This is a genomic window from Streptomyces yangpuensis (assembly GCF_001005295.1).
GTDB classification, from domain to species: domain Bacteria; phylum Actinomycetota; class Actinomycetes; order Streptomycetales; family Streptomycetaceae; genus Streptomyces; species Streptomyces yangpuensis.
Genome location: NZ_LBMK01000002.1, coordinates 211,358 through 232,807 on the forward strand (window position 1 = coordinate 211,358; position 21,450 = coordinate 232,807).

9 protein-coding genes are annotated in these 21,450 nt (G+C 72.9%); 8 read left to right on the plus strand and 1 reads right to left on the minus strand.

Annotated features, from left to right (window positions below):
- Positions 1 to 67 precede the first annotated feature (67 nt).
- Entirely contained in the window at positions 68 to 1,015 is a 948-nt protein-coding gene (locus AAT21_RS06315; RefSeq protein WP_046775780.1) for a methionyl-tRNA formyltransferase, read from the minus strand.
- Positions 1,016 to 1,289: 274 nt separating this feature from the next.
- Between AAT21_RS06315 and AAT21_RS06320 the strand changes: the two genes are divergently transcribed.
- The 8 genes from AAT21_RS06320 to AAT21_RS06355 all read left to right on the plus strand — a co-directional run bounded on the left by AAT21_RS06320 (position 1,290) and on the right by AAT21_RS06355 (position 21,442).
- Entirely contained in the window at positions 1,290 to 2,654 is a 1,365-nt protein-coding gene (locus AAT21_RS06320) for a lysine N(6)-hydroxylase/L-ornithine N(5)-oxygenase family protein (RefSeq protein WP_046775781.1), read from the plus strand.
- 22 nt (positions 2,655 to 2,676) lie between these two features.
- Entirely contained in the window at positions 2,677 to 3,738 is a 1,062-nt protein-coding gene (locus tag AAT21_RS06325) for a FecCD family ABC transporter permease (protein ID WP_046777094.1), read from the plus strand.
- Positions 3,735 to 4,796 carry a FecCD family ABC transporter permease gene (locus AAT21_RS06330; RefSeq protein WP_046775782.1) on the plus strand — a complete coding sequence of 354 codons (1,062 nt, stop codon included), beginning with the start codon at positions 3,735 to 3,737 and terminating at the stop codon, positions 4,794 to 4,796. Before AAT21_RS06325 ends, AAT21_RS06330 begins: the two co-directional genes overlap by 4 nt.
- 39 nt (positions 4,797 to 4,835) lie before the next feature.
- Positions 4,836 to 5,711: an ABC transporter ATP-binding protein gene (locus AAT21_RS06335; protein ID WP_046775783.1), complete on the plus strand. Its 876-nt coding sequence runs from the start codon at positions 4,836 to 4,838 to the stop codon at positions 5,709 to 5,711.
- A 76-nt stretch (positions 5,712 to 5,787) separates the two neighbouring features.
- Complete coding sequence (locus tag AAT21_RS06340; protein ID WP_046775784.1) at positions 5,788 to 6,846, plus strand: iron-siderophore ABC transporter substrate-binding protein; 1,059 nt, start codon at positions 5,788 to 5,790, stop codon at positions 6,844 to 6,846.
- A gap of 2 nt (positions 6,847 to 6,848) precedes the next feature.
- Positions 6,849 to 8,636, plus strand: coding sequence for an ABC transporter ATP-binding protein (locus AAT21_RS06345; RefSeq protein WP_046775785.1), 1,788 nt, complete (start codon positions 6,849 to 6,851; stop codon positions 8,634 to 8,636).
- Between the two features lie 58 nt (positions 8,637 to 8,694).
- Entirely contained in the window at positions 8,695 to 19,755 is an 11,061-nt protein-coding gene (locus tag AAT21_RS06350; RefSeq protein ID WP_046775786.1) for a non-ribosomal peptide synthetase, read from the plus strand.
- The gene (locus AAT21_RS06355) at positions 19,742 to 21,442 is read left to right on the plus strand and encodes an ABC transporter ATP-binding protein (protein ID WP_046775787.1); all 1,701 of its coding nucleotides are present in this window, start codon (positions 19,742 to 19,744) and stop codon (positions 21,440 to 21,442) included. The genes AAT21_RS06350 and AAT21_RS06355 overlap by 14 nt, the downstream gene beginning before the upstream one ends.
- Positions 21,443 to 21,450 lie beyond the last annotated feature (8 nt).

Here is a 21,450-nt window from a genome sequence, read left to right on the forward strand (position 1 = left end):
ATCCCGGGCCCGTTTCCGGGTGGTCGGTCCGTCCGGCGCACCCCGGCCGTGGCGCTTCGGGGGCGCGTCAGGGGCGGGCGGTCAGGTAGCCGCCCATGGAGGTGAAGTACTCGGTCGCGGGCAGTTCGCGGCCGTCCTCGGTCCGCACCCGGGTGATGGCCAGACCGTGGTTGCGGCCGGAGCGGGCATCGGCGCCCGCCACGATGACCACGCCGTCGCCCTCGCGGTAGAAGACGCGGCCAGGCGTGCCGCCGTACCGGCCCTGCGACACGAAGGCGGCCAGGACCTCGATCCGCCTGCCGCGGTGGAAGGTGAACGCACTCGGGTACGGCTCGGACTGGGCGCGCACCAGGCGGTCCAGCTCCTGCGCGGACCAGGTCCAGTCGATGCGGCTGTCCTCGACGGAGCGCTTGTGGAAGAAGCTCGCCTGCGACCGGTCCTGGCGGACGAACTCCCGTCGCCCGGAGGCTATGAGGTCCAGCGCGCCGACGGTGACCGGTGCGATGAGGCCGACGGTGCGGTGGAAGAGGTCGGTGGCGGTGTCCTTCGGCCCCACCGGTACGGCCTCCTGCCGCACTATGTCCCCCGCGTCGAGCTCGTCGTTCATCAGGTGGGCGGTGACGCCCACCTCGGTCTCGCCGTTGATCAGCGCCCAGATCAGGGGCGAGAAGCCGGCGTACTTCGGCAGCAGCGAGTCGTGCACGTTCAGGGTGCCGTGGCGCGGGAGGCTGAAAACGCGCGGGGGCAGCCAGGTCCGCCAGTTGTTGGCCACGATGATGTCCGGGTCCGCCTCCTTCAGGCGTGCGAACAGCTCGTCGTCGTCGGGGCGGTTGCGGAGCAGTACCGGGACCCCGTGCGCCTCGGCGAGATCGGCGACGGAGTCGCTCCAGATCTTCTCGTAGACGTGCTCGCTCCTGGGGTGCGTCACGACCAGTACCACGTCGTGCTCGGAGTCCAGGAGGGCTTGCAGGGTGCGGTGCCCCCAGGTCTGGTAACCGAACATGACGACCCGCATGGGGTTCCTCCTCGGCGCAGGGGGTTGGTCATGTCGAGTAAAGCAAGGCTTGCCTAAGCCTGCAATGGCCCTTATCTGCAAGGGAGTTGAGGATCACTCGGAAGGGTGACCGCATGGTTGGCCTATCGACAGCACCGTCCGGATCAGCTTAGCCTTGCCTAAGTCTCACGGTCGTGGCTCCGTCGGCATGCCCTCGTTCCACGCCGGCCGGCCCCCCGACCGACGGCCGCCCGTCCCCACGGCGGGAAGGCCGCCCTCGCAGGATGGGAGTGACATGGCACAGGTTCGTCCTGGCGAAGGCCCGGTGGTCCACGACCTCATCGGAATCGGCTTCGGGCCGTCCAACGTGGCCATGGCCATCGCGGTCAGCGAGCACAACTTACGCGTCGGCGGACAGGAAGCGATCAGCGCCCGCTTCTTCGAACAGCAGCCCCGCTTCGGCTGGCACCGCGGCATGCTCATCGACGACGCGACCATGCAGGTGAGCTTCCTCAAGGACCTGGTGACGCTGCGGAACCCGGCGAGCGACTACAGCTTCCTCTGCTACCTCAAGAGCAAAGGACGGCTGGTCGACTTCATCAACCACAAGAACCTCTTCCCGCTCCGCGTGGAGTTCCACGACTACTTCGAGTGGGCCGCGGACAAGGTCGACGCCATGGTGTCCTACGGGCACGAGGTCGTCGGGATCACCCCCGTGACCCGGGGCGGAGTGATGGAGCACCTCGACATCACGGTCCGGTCCGGGGAGGGACTCGCACTCCACCGGGCCCGCAACGTCGTCATAGGAACGGGCCTGCGCCCCTTCATGCCCGACGGTGTGGAACGCACCGACCGCGTCTGGCACAACTGCGACCTGCTGACGAAGGTCGACGGCCTGGACGCCGCCGCCCCCGCCCCTTCCCGCTTCATCGTGGTCGGCGCCGGGCAGAGCGCCGCCGAGAACGTCGCCTACCTCCACCGCCGCTTCCCCGGGGCCGAGGTCTGTGCCGTCTTCTCCCGTTACGGCTACAGCCCCGCCGACGACAGCGGTTTCGCCAACCGCATCTTCGACCCGCAGGCCGTGGGTGAGTTCTTCGCGGCTCCGGAGGACGTCAAGCGCCGGCTCATGGACTACCACGGCAACACCAACTACTCCGTGGTCGACATCGACCTGATCGACGACCTCTACCGGCAGATGTACCAGGAGAAGGTCCTGGGCACCGAGCGCCTCCGCTTCCTCAACGTCTCCCGGCTGACCGACGTCCGGGAGACCCCGGCGGGCGTCCACACGACCGTGCAGTCCCTCGTCACCGGTGAGGAGACCCCTCTCGACGCGGACGTCGTGGTCTTCGCGACCGGATACCGTCCCGCCGACCCCCTCGACCTGCTCGGCGACGTCGCCGAACGCTGCCTGCGCGACGATGCGGGCCGCGTCCGGGTCGAGCGCGACTACCGGATCGCGACCGATGCCGCACTGCGCTGCGGCATCTACGTACAGGGCGGTACGGAGCACACGCACGGCATCACCTCCTCCCTGCTGTCCAACACGGCCGTCAGGGTGGGCGAGATCCTCGACTCGCTCCTCGGGCGGGGCCTCACATCCGGTGCCGACGAGGTCCGCACGGTCGCCGGGGGCACCGGCAGCACCGCCGCCCGCTGACGAAGGGATGACGTACGGCGACATGGGCACGCTTGCACTCGAACGCCCCGTGCCCACGGGCACGACGAGGGCGCGGAAAAGGCGGGTGGCCGGTTCGCTCGCCCTCGTGTCGGTCCTCCTGGCCGCGATGGTGGTGTCGTTGGGTGTCGGTGCGCGCGGGCTGACTCCGTCCGAGGTCTGGTACGGGCTGACCGCCGGGCCCGGCGGCGCCGACCACCGGCTCACCGAGATCCGGCTCATCGTCCAGACCGTACGGATCCCCCGTACGGTGCTCGCCACCGTCGCCGGAGTGGCACTGGGGGTCGGCGGGGCGCTGATCCAGGGCTACACGCGCAACCCGATCGCCGACACCGGCCTGCTCGGCGTCAACGCGGGGGCCTCGTTCGCCGTGGTCTCGGTGATCGCCGTCTTCGGCTTCGCGAACCCGTTCCAGTACGTCTGGTTCGCCTTCGCCGGGGCGGCGGTCGCCGGCGTCGTCGTGTTCGGGCTGGCGAGCATCGGCCGGGGCGCCGGCAACCCGTTGACGCTGGCCCTGGCGGGACAAGGGGTCACCGTGTTCCTCGCGGCCATGACCACGGCGGTCGCCCTGTCCGACAAGGCGTCGCTGAACGCACTGCGCTTCTGGAACGCGGGCTCGGTGGCCGGCGTAGGCTTCGGCGTCATCTGGCCGGTGACCGCCTTCGTCGCGGCCGGGCTGGTCCTGGCACTGACCACGCTGCCCGCCGTCAACCTGCTCAACCTCGGCGACGACGTGGCCAGGGGCCTGGGGGTCAACATCGCACTGAACCGGACCGTCGGCATCATCGCCGTCACCCTGCTGGCGGGGGCCGCGACGGCGGCGTGCGGCTCCATCGCGTTCCTCGGGCTCATGGTCGCCCACGTGGCCCGCTACCTGACCGGGCCGGACTACCGCTGGCTCGTGCCGTACGCGGGTCTCCTCGGCGCCATCGTCCTGCTGCTCTGCGACATCGCCGGGCGGCTGCTGGTCCGGCCGGGCGAGCTGGACGCGGGTGTCGTCGTGGCCCTCCTGGGCGCCCCCTTCTTCGCGGTGCTGGTGTGGCGCGGAAAGTTCAAGAGCGCATGACCGGGACACAGGTGAAGCCTTCGGTGGCCCCGGGCGTGCGGCTCGGCCGGGTGTCGTTCGTCTGGCGGCCCTGGCTCGTCTGCGTCACCCTCCTGCTGGCGGCGGCGACGTTCCTCCTCTTCTGCCTGTCCATCGGCGTCGGGGACTTCCCGATCGGCCTGCCCCAGGTGATCGCCACGATCCTGGGCCGGGGCGAGCAGGTGGACGAGTTCGTGATCATGGACCTGCGTATGCCGCGCGCCCTGGCCGGGTGCGTCGTCGGCATCGCGCTGGGCATGTCCGGGGCGATCACCCAGTCCATCGCGCGCAACCCGCTGGCCAGCCCGGACATTCTCGGGATCACCTGGGGCGCCGGTGCGGTCGCGGTGTTCCTGGTGACCGTGTCGGGCGGGACCGCCACGGCGGTCGTCAACTCCGTGGGCCTGTCGGGGGCAGCCCTTGCGGGTGGTCTCGGTACGGGGCTCCTCGTGTACCTCCTGGCGTGGCGGCGCGGGATCGACGGCTTCCGGCTCATCCTCATCGGCCTGTCCGTGAGCGCGGTGATGGAGGCGATCACGACCTGGCTGCTGGTGACGGCCGACATCAGGGACGTGGCCCGGGCACAGGCCTGGCTCGTCGGCTCGCTGGACAACCGCTCGTGGGACGACGTGCGGGTGGCGCTGTGGTGCACGCTCGCCCTGGCGGCGGTCGTCGCGGGCGTCGCCTTCCAGTTCAAGCCGCTGCACCTCGGAGACGACGTGGCCGCGGGCCTGGGGGTCCGCTACACGGTGGTGCGCGCCGTCCTGCTGCTGTGCGCCGTGCTGCTGGCCGGCGTCGCGGTGAGCGCGGCCGGACCGGTCTCCTTCGTCGCGCTGGTGGCACCGCAGGTCGCGATGCGTCTGGCGAGGTGTCCGACGCCGCCGCTGGTCGCCTCGGGCCTGACCGGGGCCCTGCTGCTGATCGGTGCGGACCTGGTCGCCCGTACGGCGCTGCCGATGACCCTGCCGGTCGGCGTCGTCACCGCCGCGATCGGCGGTCCCTTCCTGGTCTACCTCCTGGTGCGGGCCAATCTTCGTTGATCGACACATGTTCGGGCAGGCACGGACCGAGGGGGAAGCGTGGCCGTTGAGTACGTCGCCGGGAGTGCGGCCGGGGGCGGGGACACCGCACGGCTGGCCGCCAGAGGGGTCACGGTCGGGTACGGGGGCCGGGTCGTCATCGACGACCTGGACGTGGTCGTCCCGCCCCGGGTGATCACCACGATCATCGGATCCAACGGCTGCGGGAAGTCGACGCTGCTGCGGACCCTGTCGCGGCTGCTCAAGCCGACCAGGGGGACCGTCGTGCTGGACGGCGAGGACATCGCCGGGCTCAGGACCCGGGACGTGGCGAGGAAGCTCGGTCTGCTGCCGCAGGCCCCGGTGGCCCCGGAGGGGCTCACGGTGGCCGACCTGGTGGCCAGGGGCCGGCATCCGCACCAGAGCTGGCTGCGGCAGTGGTCGTCGGACGACGCCGCCGTCGTGGAACGCGCGCTGGCCATGACCGGGGTGTCCGACCTGGCGGACCGTCCGGTCGACGCCCTGTCGGGAGGCCAGCGGCAGCGCGTGTGGATCTCCATGACGCTGGCCCAGGGCACCGACCTGCTGCTGCTGGACGAGCCGACCACGTACCTGGACCTGGCGCACGCCATCGACGTGCTCGACCTGGTGGACGACCTCCACGAGTCCGGATGCACCGTGGTCCTCGTGCTGCACGACCTCAATCTGGCCACCCGTTACAGCGACAACCTCATCGTGATGAAGGCGGGATCCATCCTCGCGCAGGGGCACCCGCGGGACGTGATCACGGCCGAGTTGCTGCACGAGGCCTTCGGGCTGCGTGCCAAGGTGATCGACGACCCGGTGGGGGACAGGCCGCTCATCGTGCCGATCGGCCGCGCTCATGTGAGGCCGGATCAGTTGGACAAAGATACGGTTCAAGTAAGGCTAGGCTAGCCTCACTTGGGGGCGCTACTGTGTGGCTGCCCTCGGCCGGGGGCGCAATGGACAGCACGAAAGCAAGGGATTGCGGATGCTTCTCCATCGAACGTCAGTCACGAACCCCTGGGCGCGGTCCGCGGTGGCGGTGTCCGCCGCGGCGCTCGGGGTCGGCCTCCTGGCCGGATGCGGTTCCGACCCGGCGGACCCGGCCGAGAAGAAGGGTGGTGACGCCCCGGCCGCGGCGGCCGGCACCTTCCCGGTCGCCGTGGAGCACGCGTTCGGATCCACGAAGATCACCAAGGCCCCCCAGCGGGTCGTCTCCGTCGGCTACACCGACGAACAGGCGATCCTCGCCCTCGGCGTCAAGCCGGTGGGCATGGTCGACCAGTACCCCAACCCGCCCGGCACGAGCCCCGACATCAACACCCAGTGGCCCTGGACGAAGGAAAAATGGGGCGACACCCGCCCCGAGGTCGTCATGAACAACGGTGACGCCGGCCCGAACTTCGAGAAGATCGCCGCCCTGCGCCCGGACCTGATCGTCGCGGTCTACTCCGAGATCGACCAGGCCGCCTACGACAAGCTCTCCAAGATCGCTCCGACGGTGGGCCGGACCAAGGCCGAGAAGGAGCCGTTCAGCGCCCCCTGGCAGGACAACGCGGTCCACATCGCCAAGGCCCTCGGCCAGGAGAGCAAGGGCACCGAACTGGTCAAGGGCATCCAGGACAAGCTCGACGCGGCCAGGAAGGCACACCCCGAGTTCGCCGACCGGACCGCCGTCGCACTGTCCTGGTACAAGGACTCCGTGGCCCCCTTCACCACCACCGACGTACGCGGCCGGCTGGTGACGGGCATCGGCTACAAGGGCCAGACGGAGATCGACAAGATCGCCGACGGCAAGTTCTACACCACGCTCTCCCCCGAGCGCATGGACCTCGTCGACGTCGACCGCATCTTCGTCATCGCCGACAAGGCGGACCAGGAGGCACTGAAGAAGTTCGAGCTGTTCACCAACCTCGACGCGGTCAAGAACGGCAAGGTCTCCTACCTCCTGGACAGCGAGGGCCCGGCCGTCGGCGCGGCCATGTCCCAGGGCACCCTGCTCTCCCTGCCGTACGCGATCGACGAACTCGTCAAGTCGGCCGGCTGAGTGTGAGCACCACGGACACGCTCGTCGCCCCGGCCACCCTGCGGACCACCACCGGACGCGAGGCCGCCCGCTGGGTCGCCGCGCACTGCCGCGAGGTGCCCTGGCTGACGGCCGCCACCGCCTTGACGACGGTGGCCGGGGCCGCCCTCCAGGTGCTCCCGCTGCTCCTGCTCGGCCGGGTCGTCGACGGGGTGGTCGCGGGCGGACCGCGCTCCATCCTGGTCACCACGGGCGTGCTGATGGCGGCCGCCGCGCTCCTCGGCGCGGCGGCCACCGCCCTGTCCACCTACCTGGTCGGCCGGCTCGGCGCCGACCTCCTCGCCCGGCTGCGGGAAGGCGCCGTCCGGGCGGTCCTGGGCATGCCGAGCGCCCGGATCGAACAGGTCGGCCGGGGAGACGTGCTCTCCCGCGTCGGCGACGACGTCGCCGTGCTGTCCAGGGGCATCCGTACCGCCGTCCCCACCGTGTTCTCGGCGGGCGTGCTCGTCGTCATCGCCACCCTCGGCATGTTCGGCCTCGACTGGCGGCTCGGCCTGGCCGGAGCCGGCGCACTGCCCGCGTACGCCCTCGCCCTGCGCTGGTACCTGCCCCGCTCCGCCCCCCTCTACAAGCAGCAGCGAGCCGTCCAGGCCGACCGCGCGCAGGCGCTGATCAGCGGACTCAACGGGATCGACACGGTCCGCGCCTACCGTCTGGAGGGCGCCGTCCGGGAGAAGGTCACCACGGAGTCGTGGCGGGTCCGCGAACTCGGCATCGACGTGTTCCGCCTCTTCGGCCGCTTCGTCGGCCGGGAGAACCGGGCCGAGTTCATCGGACTGGTCCTCATCATCCTCGTCGGGTACGCCCTGCTGGAGGCCGACGCCGCCACCCTCGGCGAGGTCTCCGCGGCCCCGCTGCTCTTCCACCGGCTCTTCACCCCGCTGGGCTCCATCATGTTCACCTTCGACGAGGCGCAGAAGTCGGGCGCGAGCCTGACCCGGCTCGTCGGGGTCCTCGGCGAGGACGCCCAGGACCGGCTCGTCGGCACCCCGGGCGTCACGCCGGCGGCCGGGGCGCCGTACCCGGTGACCGTCAAAGGCCTGACCTTCAGCTACCCCGGCACCGAGCAGCCCGTCCTGAGGGACGTCGACCTGACCATCCCGGCCGGCGGCTCCCTCGCCCTGGTCGGCGCGACCGGCGCCGGCAAGTCGACCCTGGCCGCGCTGATCGCGGGCATCGGGACCCCGCAGGCCGGATCGGTCCGCATCGGACCGGCCGACCTCGCCGGTCTCGACGAGGCCGGGGCCCGGGCCCTGGTCAGCATCCTGACCCAGGAGACGCACGTGTTCTCCGGCCCGCTCGCCGACGACCTGCGGCTGGCCGCACCGCAGGCCACCGACGCCGAGCTGACCGACGCCCTGCGCACGGTCGGCGCCGACGGCTGGGTGGACGCCCTGCCCGACGGCCTGAAGACCACGGTCGGGGAGGGCGGCGAACGCCTGGACGTCACCAAGGTCGCCCAGATCGCCCTCGCCCGGCTCGTACTGGCCCGCTCACCCGTGGTGGTGCTCGACGAGTCCACGGCCGAGGCGGGCAGCGAGGGCGCGGCCGAACTCGAACGGGCTGTGCTCGCCGCGTGCGCCGGCCGCACCACCCTGTTCGTCGCGCACCGGCTGACCCAGGCCATGGCGGCGGACCGGATCGCCGTCCTCGACGCGGGCCGCGTCGTGGAGCACGGCACGCACGAGGAGTTGGTGGCCCTGGGCGGCCGGTACGCGCGACTGTGGCGCGCCTGGCGCGAGGGAAGCTAGCCCCACCCCGCAACCGGGTGGGACAACCTGCGGACACTGAAGGGGCGTTGAGTCTTCGATGACGGAACCGACCGCTCGTCTCCTGCGGCTTTCTCCCACGCGCCTGGCCGGGGTACGCCGGCGAACGGGCGACTACGGCGACCGGACCATCGCCTCGGCGTGCTCGGTCGCCCTGGCGTACTGGGCGACCGGCCGCAGCCCCGACGGCATGGAACTCACCCCCGGCACCCTCTTCGCCGACGTCCTCGGATGGGCCGACAACGGCGGCGGCGGTGCGGCCGGCTGGGACGTCGGCGCGGACGCCCGCAGCATCACCCTCCCGGAAGGCGTCCCGCCGGCCGAGGCGCAGCTCGCCCTCGACGACCTGGCCGACTTCCCCGACCGGCCTCTCGGCACCATCGCCCCCTCCAGCGTGGCGGCGCGCATCGAGACCCTGGCCGAATGGAACGACACCGGCGCCGACCGGGTCCGCCCCACCATCGTGGAGATGTTCCTCGCCCAGGCGCGCACCCGCCCCGACGCCGTCGCCGTCGTCGACGAGCACCGCACCCTGACCTACGGCCGGGTCGCGGAATTATCGGGCCAGCTGGCCCACCACCTCCTCGACCGCGGGATCACCGCCGAACAGGTCGTCGGCATCTCACTGGACCGCTCCGCCGACATGGTGGTCGCCCTGCTCGGCGTACTCCGGGCCGGCGCCGCATTCGTCCCGCTCGACCCGCAGTGGCCCGCCGCACGCAGGGCCGTCGTCATCGAGGACGCGGGCGTCGTGCTCCAGCTCAACGGCTCGGGCGAGCACCCCCCGGGCGAACCGCCCGCCGTGGCCGTCGACCTCGGCGCATGGCGCCACGGCTCCCACCCCGGCGGGCCCACCGGCATCACCACCCCCGGCGACGCCCTCGCCTACGTGATCTTCACCTCCGGCTCCACCGGCCGCCCCAAGGGCGCGATGATCCGTCACGAGGCGATCAGCGAGCGCCTGCTGTGGCAGGTCGACGAGATCCTGGGCTTCGGCCCCGACGACGCCTCACTGTTCAAGGCGCCGCTCTCCTTCGACATCTCCGTCAACGAGATCTTCCTGCCGCTGGTGTCCGGCGGCAGGCTGGTCGTCCTGCGGCCCGGCGGCGAACGCGACCCCCACCACCTCCTCGGCGTGATCGCCGAGCAGCGCGTCACCTTCACCTACCTGGTGTCGTCGATGCTGGACGTCCTGCTGGAGATCGCGGGCGACTCCGGACGGCTGGACAGCCTGCGGCACGTGTGGTGCGGCGGCGAAGTGCTCACCCCCGAACTGTACGAACGGTTCCGCACCCGGCTCGACATACCCATGTACCACGGCTACGGCCCGGCCGAGACGACGATCGGTGTCTCCCACGTCATCTACCGGGGCGCCGCGGAACGTCTGTCCACCTCGATCGGCCGCGCCAATCCCAACACCCGGCTCTACGTCCTCGACGACGAGCTGCGCCCGGTCCCGGTCGGCGTCGGCGGCGAACTCTACGTGGGCGGCTTCCTCCTGGGCCGCGGCTACGCCGGCGCCCCCGGCCTGACGGCCTCCCGGTTCGTCGCCGACCCCTTCGCCGGGGACGGCTCGCGCCTGTACCGGACCGGCGACCTGGCCCGGTACGCCCCGGACGGATCACTGGACTTCCTCGGCCGCGCGGACAACCAGATCAAGATCCGCGGCATGCGGCTGGAGATCGAGGACGTCGAGGCCGGCCTCGCCGAACACCCGCGTGTACGGCACACCTGCGTCGTCGCGAAGAAGAACTCCGCCGGCGGCACCTACCTGGTGGGCTACGTGATCCCCACCGCCACCGCCACCGCCACCGCCACCGCCACCGCGACCGCCCCAGCCGCGGACCTGCGGGCCGAGGAGGTCCGGGACTGGGCCGCCGCGCACATGGTCGCGTACATGGTGCCCGCCCACATCGTCGTCCTGAAGGAGTTCCCGCTCACCGCCAACGGCAAGCTCGACCGCGCCGCGCTGCCGGAGCCCGCGTCCGGCACCGGCCCGTTCGCCCCGCCCGTCACCGAGAACGAGCGCCTGGTGTGCGCGGCGGTCGCGACGCTCCTGCGGCTGGACCGGGCCGGTGTCGACCAGGACTTCTTCCGGCTCGGCGGCGACAGCCTGCTCGCCATCTCCCTGCTCGGCGCACTGCGCAAGGCCGGCCTGCACGTCACCCCCCGGCAGATCTTCACCCACAGCGGGCTCGGGGCGCTGGCCGCGGTGGCGAGTCCCGTCGGCACCGCCGCCGAGGACCACGACGACGTGGCGACCGGGCCCGTCACGGGATCCCCCATCGTGCGCTGGCTCGGCGCGACCACCGACGCCGTCGACGGCTTCGTACAGGCCGTGGAGCTGAACACCCCCGCAGACCTGACTGCCGTCGCCCTCGACACGATCCTTTCCGCCGTCGTCGAACGGCACGACATGCTGCGCGCCCGGCTCGTGCGCGGCGACCACTGGGGATTCGAGGTCCCGGCACCGGCGGACCGTACCGCCGCCGGATGGCAGGAGAGCGACCGGCCGCTCGACGAATGCGTCGCGCTCGCCACCGCCGCCCTGGACCCGGTGGGCGGCGTCATGCTGCGCGCCGTCTGGCGCCGCGAGGCCCGCCGGCTCGTCCTCGTCGCCCACCACGTGGTGATCGACGGCGTGTCCTGGCGGATCCTGACGGAGGACCTCGCCACCGCCTGGCGGCAGTACTCCACCGGCGTCCCGGTCCGGCTGCCGGCGGTGGGGACCTCGTTCCGCCGATGGACCCAACTGCTGGAACAGGCCGCGTTCGACGACGACCGCGCCCACTTCCGCCGCGCCCTGCCGGGGACGGACGCACCCCTGGGCCGGCGCGCCCTCGGCGCGGACGACACCGTCGCACGCGAACGGACCCTGACCGTCCCGGTCGGCCCCGACGTCACCGCCGCCCTGCTCGGTGACGTTCCCGCCCGGTTCCACGCGGGCGTCAACGACGTGCTGCTGACCGCACTCGCCGTCACCCTCGCCCGGTGGCGCCGCGACCTCGGCCAGGACCAGACCTTCGCCCACATCGAACTGGAGGGTCACGGACGCGAAGCACGCTTCGTCGCGGACGGCGCCGGCTTCGAACCGGAACTCTCCCGGACCGTCGGCTGGTTCACCACCCTGTTCCCCGTCACCGTGGACCCCGGCGCGGCCGCCGACCTCACCGCTCCCGACTACCTGGCGGCCGCCCTCAAGGCCGTCAAGGAGGACCTCGCCCGCGTCCCGCGGGGCGGCCTCTCCTACGGCGTCCTGCGCCACCTGGCCGGCGCCCGGTTCGGCACACCCGCACCCCAGGTCCTCTTCAACTACCTCGGCCGCTTCACCGCCGGAGCGTCCGGCGACTGGGAACCGGCCGGGCCCACGGGCCAGTTGGGGGAGCGGCGCGACCCCGGAATGCGCCTGCCGCGCGCCCTGGAGTTCAACGCCATCGCAGAGCCCGGCCCCACCGGTGCCTACGAACTGCTCACCACCCTCTCCTGGCCCGACGGGCTGTTCACCGACGAGGACGTCGCGACCATCGGCGCGTACTACCAGCAGACCCTGACCGCGATCGCCGCCCTCGACGGCGGAGGCCACACCCCCGGCGACTTCCCCCTGGTCACCCTCACCCAGGCCGACGTCGACGAACTCGACGGCCCCGCCCTGCGCGACGTCCTGCCGTTGACCCCGCTCCAGGAGGGCCTGTACTTCCACTCCGTCTTCGACGACGACTCCTCGGGCCACTACGTCGAGCAGCAGCTGCTCACCCTGGAGGGAGAGGCCGACACCGCCCGGCTCGCCGCCGCGGCCACCCGCCTGCTCGCCCTCCACCCCAACCTCGCCGCCCGTTTCACGCCGCTCGCCGACGGCCGCGTCGTCTCCGTACTGGAGAGCGGCGTACAGGCCCCCTTCACCGTCCTGGACCGGCCCGGCATCAGCGACGAGGAGATCCGCGACCACGCCGGACGGGACCGCCGCGCCGGATTCGACCTGGCCACCGGCCCCCTCATGCGGTACACGCTCATCCGGGCGGGAGCGGGCCGGAACATCCTGGTGCAGACCGTGCACCACATCATCGCCGACGGCTGGTCGGTGCCGCCGATGCTCCGCGCCCTGCTCGCCGAATACCACGCGCCGGGCACAGTCCACCCGGTCGGCGGCTTCACCGACCACGTGCGCCGGCTCGCCGGGCGGGACCAGGACGAAAGCGACCGCGTGTGGTCCGAACAGCTCGCCGGCCTCCCCGGACCCTCCCTGGTCGCCGAGGGACACACCCCCTCCGACCGGTTCGCCGACGCGGCCTCGGAGCCGGACGGAGACCTCGACGAAACCGCCCGCTCGGCCGGGGTGCCCCTGAGCGTCGCCGTGCACAGCGCCTGGGCGGTGGCCCTCGGCGGCCTCCTGCACGGCCGGGACGTCGTCTTCGGCTCCACCGTGTCCGGGCGCGACGCGGACGTGCCCGGCATCGGGGACATGGTCGGCCTGTTCATCAACACCATCCCCGTCCGTGCCCGATGGACCGCCACCACCACTGCCCGGGATCTGCTCGCCTCGGTCCGCGAGCACCAGAGCGCCGTGCTGGCGCACCAGCACGTGTCGCTGGCCCGCATCGGCCGCCGGGCCGGCGCCGGCCCGCTGTTCGACACCCTGGTGGTCTTCGACGTCGCGACGGATATCGCGGCCCTGCGCGACCCCGCCCACACCCTGTCCGTCACCGGCATCGTGAACGAGGGGGCCCCGCACTATCCCCTGACCCTCGTGGTGGAACGCGCCCCTGACGGACGGCCCCGCTTCAACCTGATCCACGACGGCGCGCTCCTGCGGGAGAGCGGAGCCCGCGCGATCCTGTCCGCCTTCACCCGTACCCTCACCGGCCTCCTCACCCGGCCGGACGCCCTGGTCGACGACCTGCTCGCCGAAGCGCGGCCCGCCGCGGCCCGGCACCCGGAGCGGACCGCGCCGATCGCCCCGATCACCCCGGCCTCGGCGGCCACCCTGGGTGCCCTCTTCGACGCCGCCGCGCGCCGCGACCCGGCCGCCACCGCCGTCACCCAGTGCGCCCTCGACGGCGCGACCCGCTCGCTGACCTACGGCGAACTGGCCGCGGCACGCGACGAACTGGCCGCCACCCTGCTCGCCGCCGGTGCCGGACCGGGAGCGCGCGTCGCCGTCGCCGTACCGCGTTCCCTGGAACAGGTCGTCGCGCTCGTGGCCGTCGTCACCGCCGGCGGGGCCTACGTACCGCTGGACCTCGACTACCCGGACGGGCGGCTGGAGTACCTCCTCACCGACGCCGCTCCGCAGGTCGTCCTCGTCGCCCCGGAGCACCGGGACCGCTTCGCGCGGCTGCTGGCCCGGGCGGGCGTCCCCGCCCGCGTCCTCGTACCGGGGGAGGAACCGCCGCCGCAGGACACCGGAGGTCCCGCCGCTCCCGCCGCCGCGCCGCACGACCCCGCGTACGTCATCTACACCTCCGGCTCGACCGGCCGGCCCAAGGGGGTCGTGGTCCCGCACTCCAGTGTCGTGACCCTGCTCGCCGGCACCCGCCCCGGCATGGCCTTCGGCCCGCGCGACGTGTGGGTGCAGTTCCACTCGTACTCCTTCGACTTCGCGGTCTGGGAACTGTGGGGCGCCCTCGTCCACGGCGGCGAGCTGCTGGTGCCCGACTACGCGCTGACCCGGTCCCCGGTCGACTTCCACCGGCTGGTACGCGAACGCGCGGTCACCGTGCTCAACCAGACCCCCTCCGCCTTCTACCGGTTCATCGAGGCCGACCGGCACGCCGCCGAGCCGCTCCCCGCACTGCGCCGGATCATCTTCGGGGGCGAGGCACTGGACCTCGGGCGGCTGCGCGGCTGGGTCGAACGGCACGGCACCGCCTCGCCCGAGCTCGTCAACATGTACGGCATCACCGAGACCACCGTCCACGTCACCCACCGGGTCCTGACCGACGAGGACTTCCGCCCCGGCGGCGACATCAGCCCGATCGGCGGCCCCCTCCCCGGCCTGGTCACCCACCTGCTCGACGACCGGCTCCGGCCGGTGCCGCCGGGCCGGGTGGGCGCCATCTACGTCGCCGGCGACCAGGTCTCCCTCGGCTACCTGGGCCGGCCCGGGCTGACCGCAGGCCGCTTCGTGGCCGACCCGTTCGCCGCCGACGGCTCCCGCATGTACCACACCGGCGACCTCGCCCGCCGCACGCTCGACGGCGAGCTGGAGTTCACCGGCCGCGCCGACGACCAGCTACAGCTCAAGGGCTTCCGCATCGAGCCCGGCGAGGTGGAGGCCGCGATCAGGGAAATCGACGGCGTCGTCGACGTGGCCGTCACCGCGGCGGACAGCGGCGACCACCTCGTCGCACACCTCGTGGGACGCACACCGGGCGACTTCACCGCCGCTCTGGCGGCGAAACTGCCCGCGCACATGGTGCCCGCACGGGTGCTGCCGGTCGACGTCCTGCCCCTGACGGTCAACGGCAAGCTGGACCGGCAGACCCTCGCCGACCGCGCCCGGGCGGCGGGCGGGACCGGCCCGGAGGACGACGTGGACGGTGCGGCCGCCGTGCCCGGCGGGGCGCTCGACAGCGCGCTGACGGCACTGGTCGGCATCTTCACGCAGTCCCTGCCCGGCACCGCCGTGGACGCCGACTGCGACTTCTTCCGGGCCGGCGGCGACAGCATCCTCGCCATCACCGTCGTCAACCGGGCCAGGGCCCTCGGTCTCGCGATCACCCCGCGGGACGTGTTCCTGCTCAGGACACCGCGCGCGCTCGCCGGACAGCTGGCGACCAGCGCCCCGCCGACCGGGGTGTCCGCGCCCGCCGACGCCACTGCCGCCCCCGCCGGGCCGGCCGCCCCGCAGGACGGCCCGCTGGCACCGACCCCGATCATCCTGCGGCAACGCCTGCTGGGCGGCTCCCTCGCCCGGTTCGCCCAGGCCCGGGCCGTGACCGCCGCCGAGGGCACCGCGTTCGCCGACGTCGAGCGTGCCGCGAACGCCGTCGTGGCCGCGCACCCGGCCCTGCGGCTGCGGCTGCGCACCGAGCACGGCGTATGGGCCCTGCGTACCGAACCCGCCCGCGCGGTGAGCGTCGTCCGCGCGGACACGACCGACCCGGCGGCCGCGGCCGACGAGGCCGCCGGACGGCTCGATCCCGAGGCGGGGGACGTCATCGCGTTCACGTGGCTGGAGACGAGCCGCACCCTCGTGGTCGCCGTGCACCACCTCGCCGTCGACACGGTGTCCTGGCTGATCCTCCTCGACGACCTGGACGCGGCCCTGCGCGGAACGCCCCCGGCGCCGCAGACCACCCCCTACGCCGAGTACGCGCGGGCCCTGGCCGATCCCCCGGCCCACCCGGCCGACGGCGGCCTCGGCCACTGGATCGCCACGCTCCAGGCGCCCCCGCTGCTGGCCCGGGTCCGGGCGCCGCACGACGTCACCGTCGTGCTCCCGCCCGACGTCAGCGACCTTGTCACCCGCACCGCGCCCGCCGCACTCGGCGCCGGACCCACCGAGCTGCTGTGCGGCGCGCTGCGCACCGCGCTGACCCGCGTCCAGCCCACGCCTACCGACCTCGCGGTCGACCTGGAGCGGCACGGCCGCGAACCGGTGCTGCCCCACCACGACTACACCCGTACCGTCGGCTGGTTCACCTCCATCGCGCCCGTCCGGCTCACCCCCCACACCGACCCCGTCGCGGCGGCCCGTGAGGTCGCCCGACGCCGCCCCGACGAGCGCGCCCACCTCGCCTACGGCCGGCTGCGCTACCTCGACCCGCAGACGGCCCCGCTGCTGGACGCCCACCCGCAGGTGCTGTTCAACTACCTCGGCCGGGGCGACGAGTCGCGCGCCCTGCACATCACCGGCGGCGACCAGGGCGGCCACAGCCCCTACGCCGTCGAGGTCAACGCCTGGACGGACGCGGCCACCGGCCGCCTGCACGCCGTCTTCACCCTCGCCGACGGCGTCCCCGAGGAGATCACCGGGCACTGGTGCGACGCACTGCGGCACATCGCGGAAGCCTCCACCACCGCCGCGCGCACCGCACCGGTCACCCCGCTCCAGCGCGGCCTGTACTTCCAGGCCCAGCTGGCCGGACCGGCCGGCCACTACGTCGCACAGAGCTGGTTCACCTTCGACCGGCGCCTGGACACCGGCGCCCTGGCCGAGGCCATGGCCTGGGTGATCGCCCGCCACCCGGCGGTCGGCGCCGGCTTCGCCACCGGCGACGACGGCAACGCCGTGCAGGTCCTCGCGGCCGGCCGCCGCGTCGACGTCCGCACGGTCGGCCTCACCACCGACGCCGAGGTCGACGACCTGCTGGCCCGGGACCGCGACACCGGATTCGACACGGGCCGGCCGCCGCTGATCCGGCTGACCGTGGTGCGCCGGCCCGACGGCCGTGACGGCCTGCTGCTCAGCTACCACCTGCTGCTGTGGGACGGCTGGTCCCGGGAGATCGTCCTGCGCGACCTGTTCGACGCCTACGAGGCGGCTCTCGCGGGCACCCTGACGGTCCCGGCCCCGGCCTCCCCGAGCTTCGAGGACCATGCCCGGGCGCTCGCCGCCAAGGACCCCGCCGAGGCGGAACGGTTCTGGGCGCGGCACCTGACCGGCCTGCCCGGCCCCACCCTGCTCGCCGGACCGTCCCCGGCCCTCGCAGACGGCCTGCCCCGTACCCTCGTGCACACGCTCGACCCCGAGCGGTCGCAGCTCCTGCGGGACGCCGCCCGCACCCACGGCGTCACCCTGAACTCCTTACTGACCGGCGCCTTCGGACTCCTGCTGGGCGCCCGGACCGGCCGCGGCGACGCCGTCTTCGGCGTGACCGTCTCCGGCCGCGAGGGCGAAGGCCTGGCCGGCATCGTGGGCGTCCTGCTCAACACCGTCCCCCAGTGGACCCGGGCCCGGCCGGGCGACACCGTCCGTGAGTACCTGTCGGCCGTGCAGGCCGCCCGGGCCGAGGCGATGGAGCACGAGCACATCGGGCTCGGCGAGATCCAGCGGGCCGGCGGACACGACACCCTCTTCGACAACCTGTTCGTCCTCCAGAACTTCCTGGACCTGGACGCCTTCGCCGAGATGAACACCCGCCACGGCATCACCGCCGTACGCGCCGACGACTCCACGCACTACCCGTACACCTGGGTGGTCGCCCCCGGCGACCGGCTCACCGTCAAACTCGAGTACCGCGACCACGACACCCCGGCGGCCCGGCGCCTCCTGGACGACTACCTGCGCCTCCTCGACGACCTGGCCCGGGCCACGGGACCGGTGGGCGCACTTGGCGCCCTCGGGCCACGGCCCGAGACCGCCGGGCGCACCGACATCGGAACGGACACCGTCGTCGACCGGTTCGACCTCGCGGCCAGCCGCGACCCCGGGCGGACCGCACTCGTCGCCCACGGACACACCATGACCTTCGCCGAACTCCGGGACCGCAGCCGCGCCGTCGCGGGCGTCCTCGCCGGGCGCGGCATCGGCCCCGAGACCACGGTGGGCATCGCCGTGCCCCGCTCCCTCGACTCGATCGTGGCGCTGTTCGCCGTCCTGCGCACGGGCGCCGCGTACGTGCCGCTGGAGCTGGACCACCCCGACGAGCGGATCACCGCGATCGTCGCGGACGCCCGACCCGAGGCCGTCCTCACCGTCAGCGCCGTGTCACCCCGGCTGGACGTGCCACCCGGCGACCTGATCGAGCTGGACCGGCCCCTCCCCGCGGCCGGGCCCTTCACCACCTTCGCCCCCGACGACCCGCACCGCCTGCGGCACCCCGCCTACACGATCTACACCTCCGGATCGACCGGCAGGCCCAAGGGTGTGGTCACCGAGTACGCGGGCCTGACCAACATGCTGATCAACCACCAGCGCCGGATTTTCGAGCCGGTCCTCGCGGACCACGGCCACCGGGTCTTCCGGATCGCCCACACCGTGTCGTTCGCCTTCGACATGTCGTGGGAGGAACTGCTGTGGCTCGCGGACGGCCACGAGGTGCACATCTGCGACGAGGAACTGCGCCGCGACGCCCCCCGGCTCGTCGCGTACTGCCTCCGGCACGGGATCGACGTCATCAACGTGACCCCGACCTACGCCCAGCAACTGGTGGCCGAAGGCCTGCTCGACGACCCGGACCGGCGGCCCGCCCTCGTCCTGCTGGGCGGCGAGGCCGTCACGCCCGCCCTGTGGCAGCGGCTCGCCGAGACCGAGGGGACGGCCGGATACAACCTGTACGGCCCCACCGAATACACCATCAACACCCTCGGCGTCGGCACCTTCGAGTGCGAGGACCCCGTGGTGGGCGTCGCCATCGACAACACCGACGTCCACGTTCTGGACCCGTGGCTGCGCCCCCTGCCGGACGGGGTCCCCGGCGAGCTGTACGTGGCCGGCATCGGGATCGCCCGCGGCTACCTCGGCCAGGCCGCGCAGACCGCGCACCGGTTCGTGGCCTGCCCGTTCGGCGAGCCCGGCGAACGCATGTACCGCACCGGAGACCTGGTGGCGCGGCGGCCCGACGGCAACCTGACGTACCTGGGCCGCACCGACCAGCAGGTCAAGATCCGTGGACACCGCGTCGAACCGGGCGAGGTCGAGGCCGCGTTCGCCGCGCACCCGCGGGTCCGGTTCGTCGCCGCGGTCGCCCAGCCCGATCCGCAGGTGGACGGCGCGTACCGGCTGGCGGCCTACCTCGTCCTGGACGAGGGCGGGGACCTGGCGACGGTCGCCGCCGAAGTGGGCTCCGCACTGCCGGACTTCCTGCGCCCGACCCACTACGCCCGGGTCGACGCCATCCCGCTGACGGTGAACGGGAAGGCCGACACCAGGGCACTGCCCGAGGCCCGGCCGCTGGGCGCGCTGACCACGGCGGGGGAGCGCGGCCCGGAGACGGAGACGGAGACCGTCGTCTGCGAATTCTTCGCGGAGGCCCTGGACCTGGACGACGACGAGGTGAGCGCGGTGAGCGACTTCGTGTCCCTCGGCGGACACTCCATGCTGGCGGTGCGGCTGATCGGGCTGCTCCGCCGGGAGTACGGTCCAGTGATCACGATCCGCGATCTGTTCACCCTGCGAACCCCGGAAGCGATTGCCCGCCACCTCGATGACAACTCCTGACACGCAGCGGGCCCGTTCGGGGTCCGAGATCCTGCGCATCGCGCTGCGCCGCAACATCGGCGCCATGGCCTGGGGCACCGTCCTCATGGGCCTCTACCAGGCCGGCGAGACGGCCTTCCCCATCGCGCTCGGCCTGATCGTCGAGCACACGATGCAGGACCGCGGCCCCGGCGCCCTCATCCTGTCGATCGGCGCGCTCGCCGTGATCATCACGACGGTGTCGCTGTCGTGGCGCTTCGGCATGCGCATCCTGCAGAAGGCCAACACGACCGAGGCGCACCGCTGGCGGGTGCGCGTCGCGGACTGCGGACTCCAGCCCGTGGCCCGGGACGCCGGCCTCAAGTCGGGCGAGGTGCTGACCATCGCCACCGAGGACGCCGACCAGACGGCCGACATCATCGAGGTCGTGCCGCTGCTGATCAGCTCGCTGGTCGCGGTGCTGGTGGCCGCCGTGGCGCTCGGGCTCGCGGACCTCAGACTCGGCCTGCTGGTGATCGTCGGCACCGTCGCGATCCTGTCGGTCCTGTCGGTGATGTCCCGGCGGATCGGCTCCAGTACGCGTGAACAGCAGGCCCGGGTGGCCCGCGCGGGCGCGAAGGTCGCCGACCTGATCACCGGGCTGCGCCCGCTGCACGGCTTCGGCGGCAACCACGCGGCCTTCGGCTCCTACCGGAAGGTCAGCACCGAGGCGAAGCGTCAGGCGGTCACCGTGGCCGGGGTGAACGGCGCGTACGCGGGCACGGCCGCCGCCCTCAACGCGGCCCTGGCCGTCGCCGTGACCCTGACGGCCGGCTGGCTCGCCTTCGACGGCCGCATCAGCGTCGGCGAGCTCGTCATGGCCGTGGGGCTGGCGCAGTTCATCATGGAACCGCTGAAGATGTTCTCGGACATGCCCAAGTACGTGATGATGGCGCGGGCGTCGGCCGAGCGGATGGCGCTGGTGCTGACCGCGCCCCCGGTCTGCGTCCCGGGGCCGCGGCGGCCGGGCGCCGGCGGCGACCTGGAGATCGACGGTGTCCGCCACGGCGCCCTGCGCGGCCTGAAGTTCCAGGTCCCGGCGGGCGGTTTCACGGCGATTGCCGCCTACCAGCCGCGGGCCGCCGCCGACCTCGCCGCCGTCCTGGCCGTCAGGGTCCCGCCCCACTCGTACGAGGGAGCCGTACGTGTGGGCGGGCAGGAGATCGCCGACCTGTCGGTGGAGGCGGTCCGCGAGCACATGCTGGTCAACCCGTACGACGCGGAGATCTTCGCGGGCACGCTCCGTACCAACATCGACCCGTCGGGCAGCAGCCGGACGGTCCCCGAGGCCGTCGAGGCGTCCATGCTGACCGATGTCGTCGCCCTCCACCACGAGGGGCTCGACTACGCGGTCCGCGACCGCGGCGCCAACCTGTCCGGCGGCCAGCGCCAACGGCTCTCCCTGGCCAGGGCCCTGGCGGCCGACAGCGACGTCCTCGTCCTGCACGACCCGACGACTGCCGTCGACGCCGTGACCGAACAGCTCATCGCCCGCAACATCGCCCGGCTGCGCCGGGGCCGGACCACCCTCGTGATCACGAGCAGCCCGGCCCTCCTGGACGCCGCCGACCGGGTGCTCGTCCTGGACGACGGCGTGATCACCGCCGAGGACACCCACCGCAACCTGCTCGCCACCGACCAGGACTACTGCCTGGCGGTGGCGAGGTGAGCGGACGG

Excerpts from the sequence above, each read along its gene's own strand:
- AAT21_RS06315 (WP_046775780.1), bottom strand. The coding sequence starts at position 1,015 with ATGCGGGTCGTCATGTTCGGTTACCAGACCTGGGGGCACCGCACCCTG.
- AAT21_RS06320 (WP_046775781.1), top strand. The coding sequence starts at position 1,290 with ATGGCACAGGTTCGTCCTGGCGAAGGCCCGGTGGTCCACGACCTCATC.
- AAT21_RS06325 (WP_046777094.1), top strand. The coding sequence starts at position 2,677 with ATGGGCACGCTTGCACTCGAACGCCCCGTGCCCACGGGCACGACGAGG.
- AAT21_RS06330 (WP_046775782.1), top strand. The coding sequence starts at position 3,735 with ATGACCGGGACACAGGTGAAGCCTTCGGTGGCCCCGGGCGTGCGGCTC.
- AAT21_RS06340 (WP_046775784.1), top strand. The coding sequence starts at position 5,788 with ATGCTTCTCCATCGAACGTCAGTCACGAACCCCTGGGCGCGGTCCGCG.
- AAT21_RS06350 (WP_046775786.1), top strand. The coding sequence starts at position 8,695 with ATGACGGAACCGACCGCTCGTCTCCTGCGGCTTTCTCCCACGCGCCTG.
- AAT21_RS06355 (WP_046775787.1), top strand. The coding sequence starts at position 19,742 with ATGACAACTCCTGACACGCAGCGGGCCCGTTCGGGGTCCGAGATCCTG.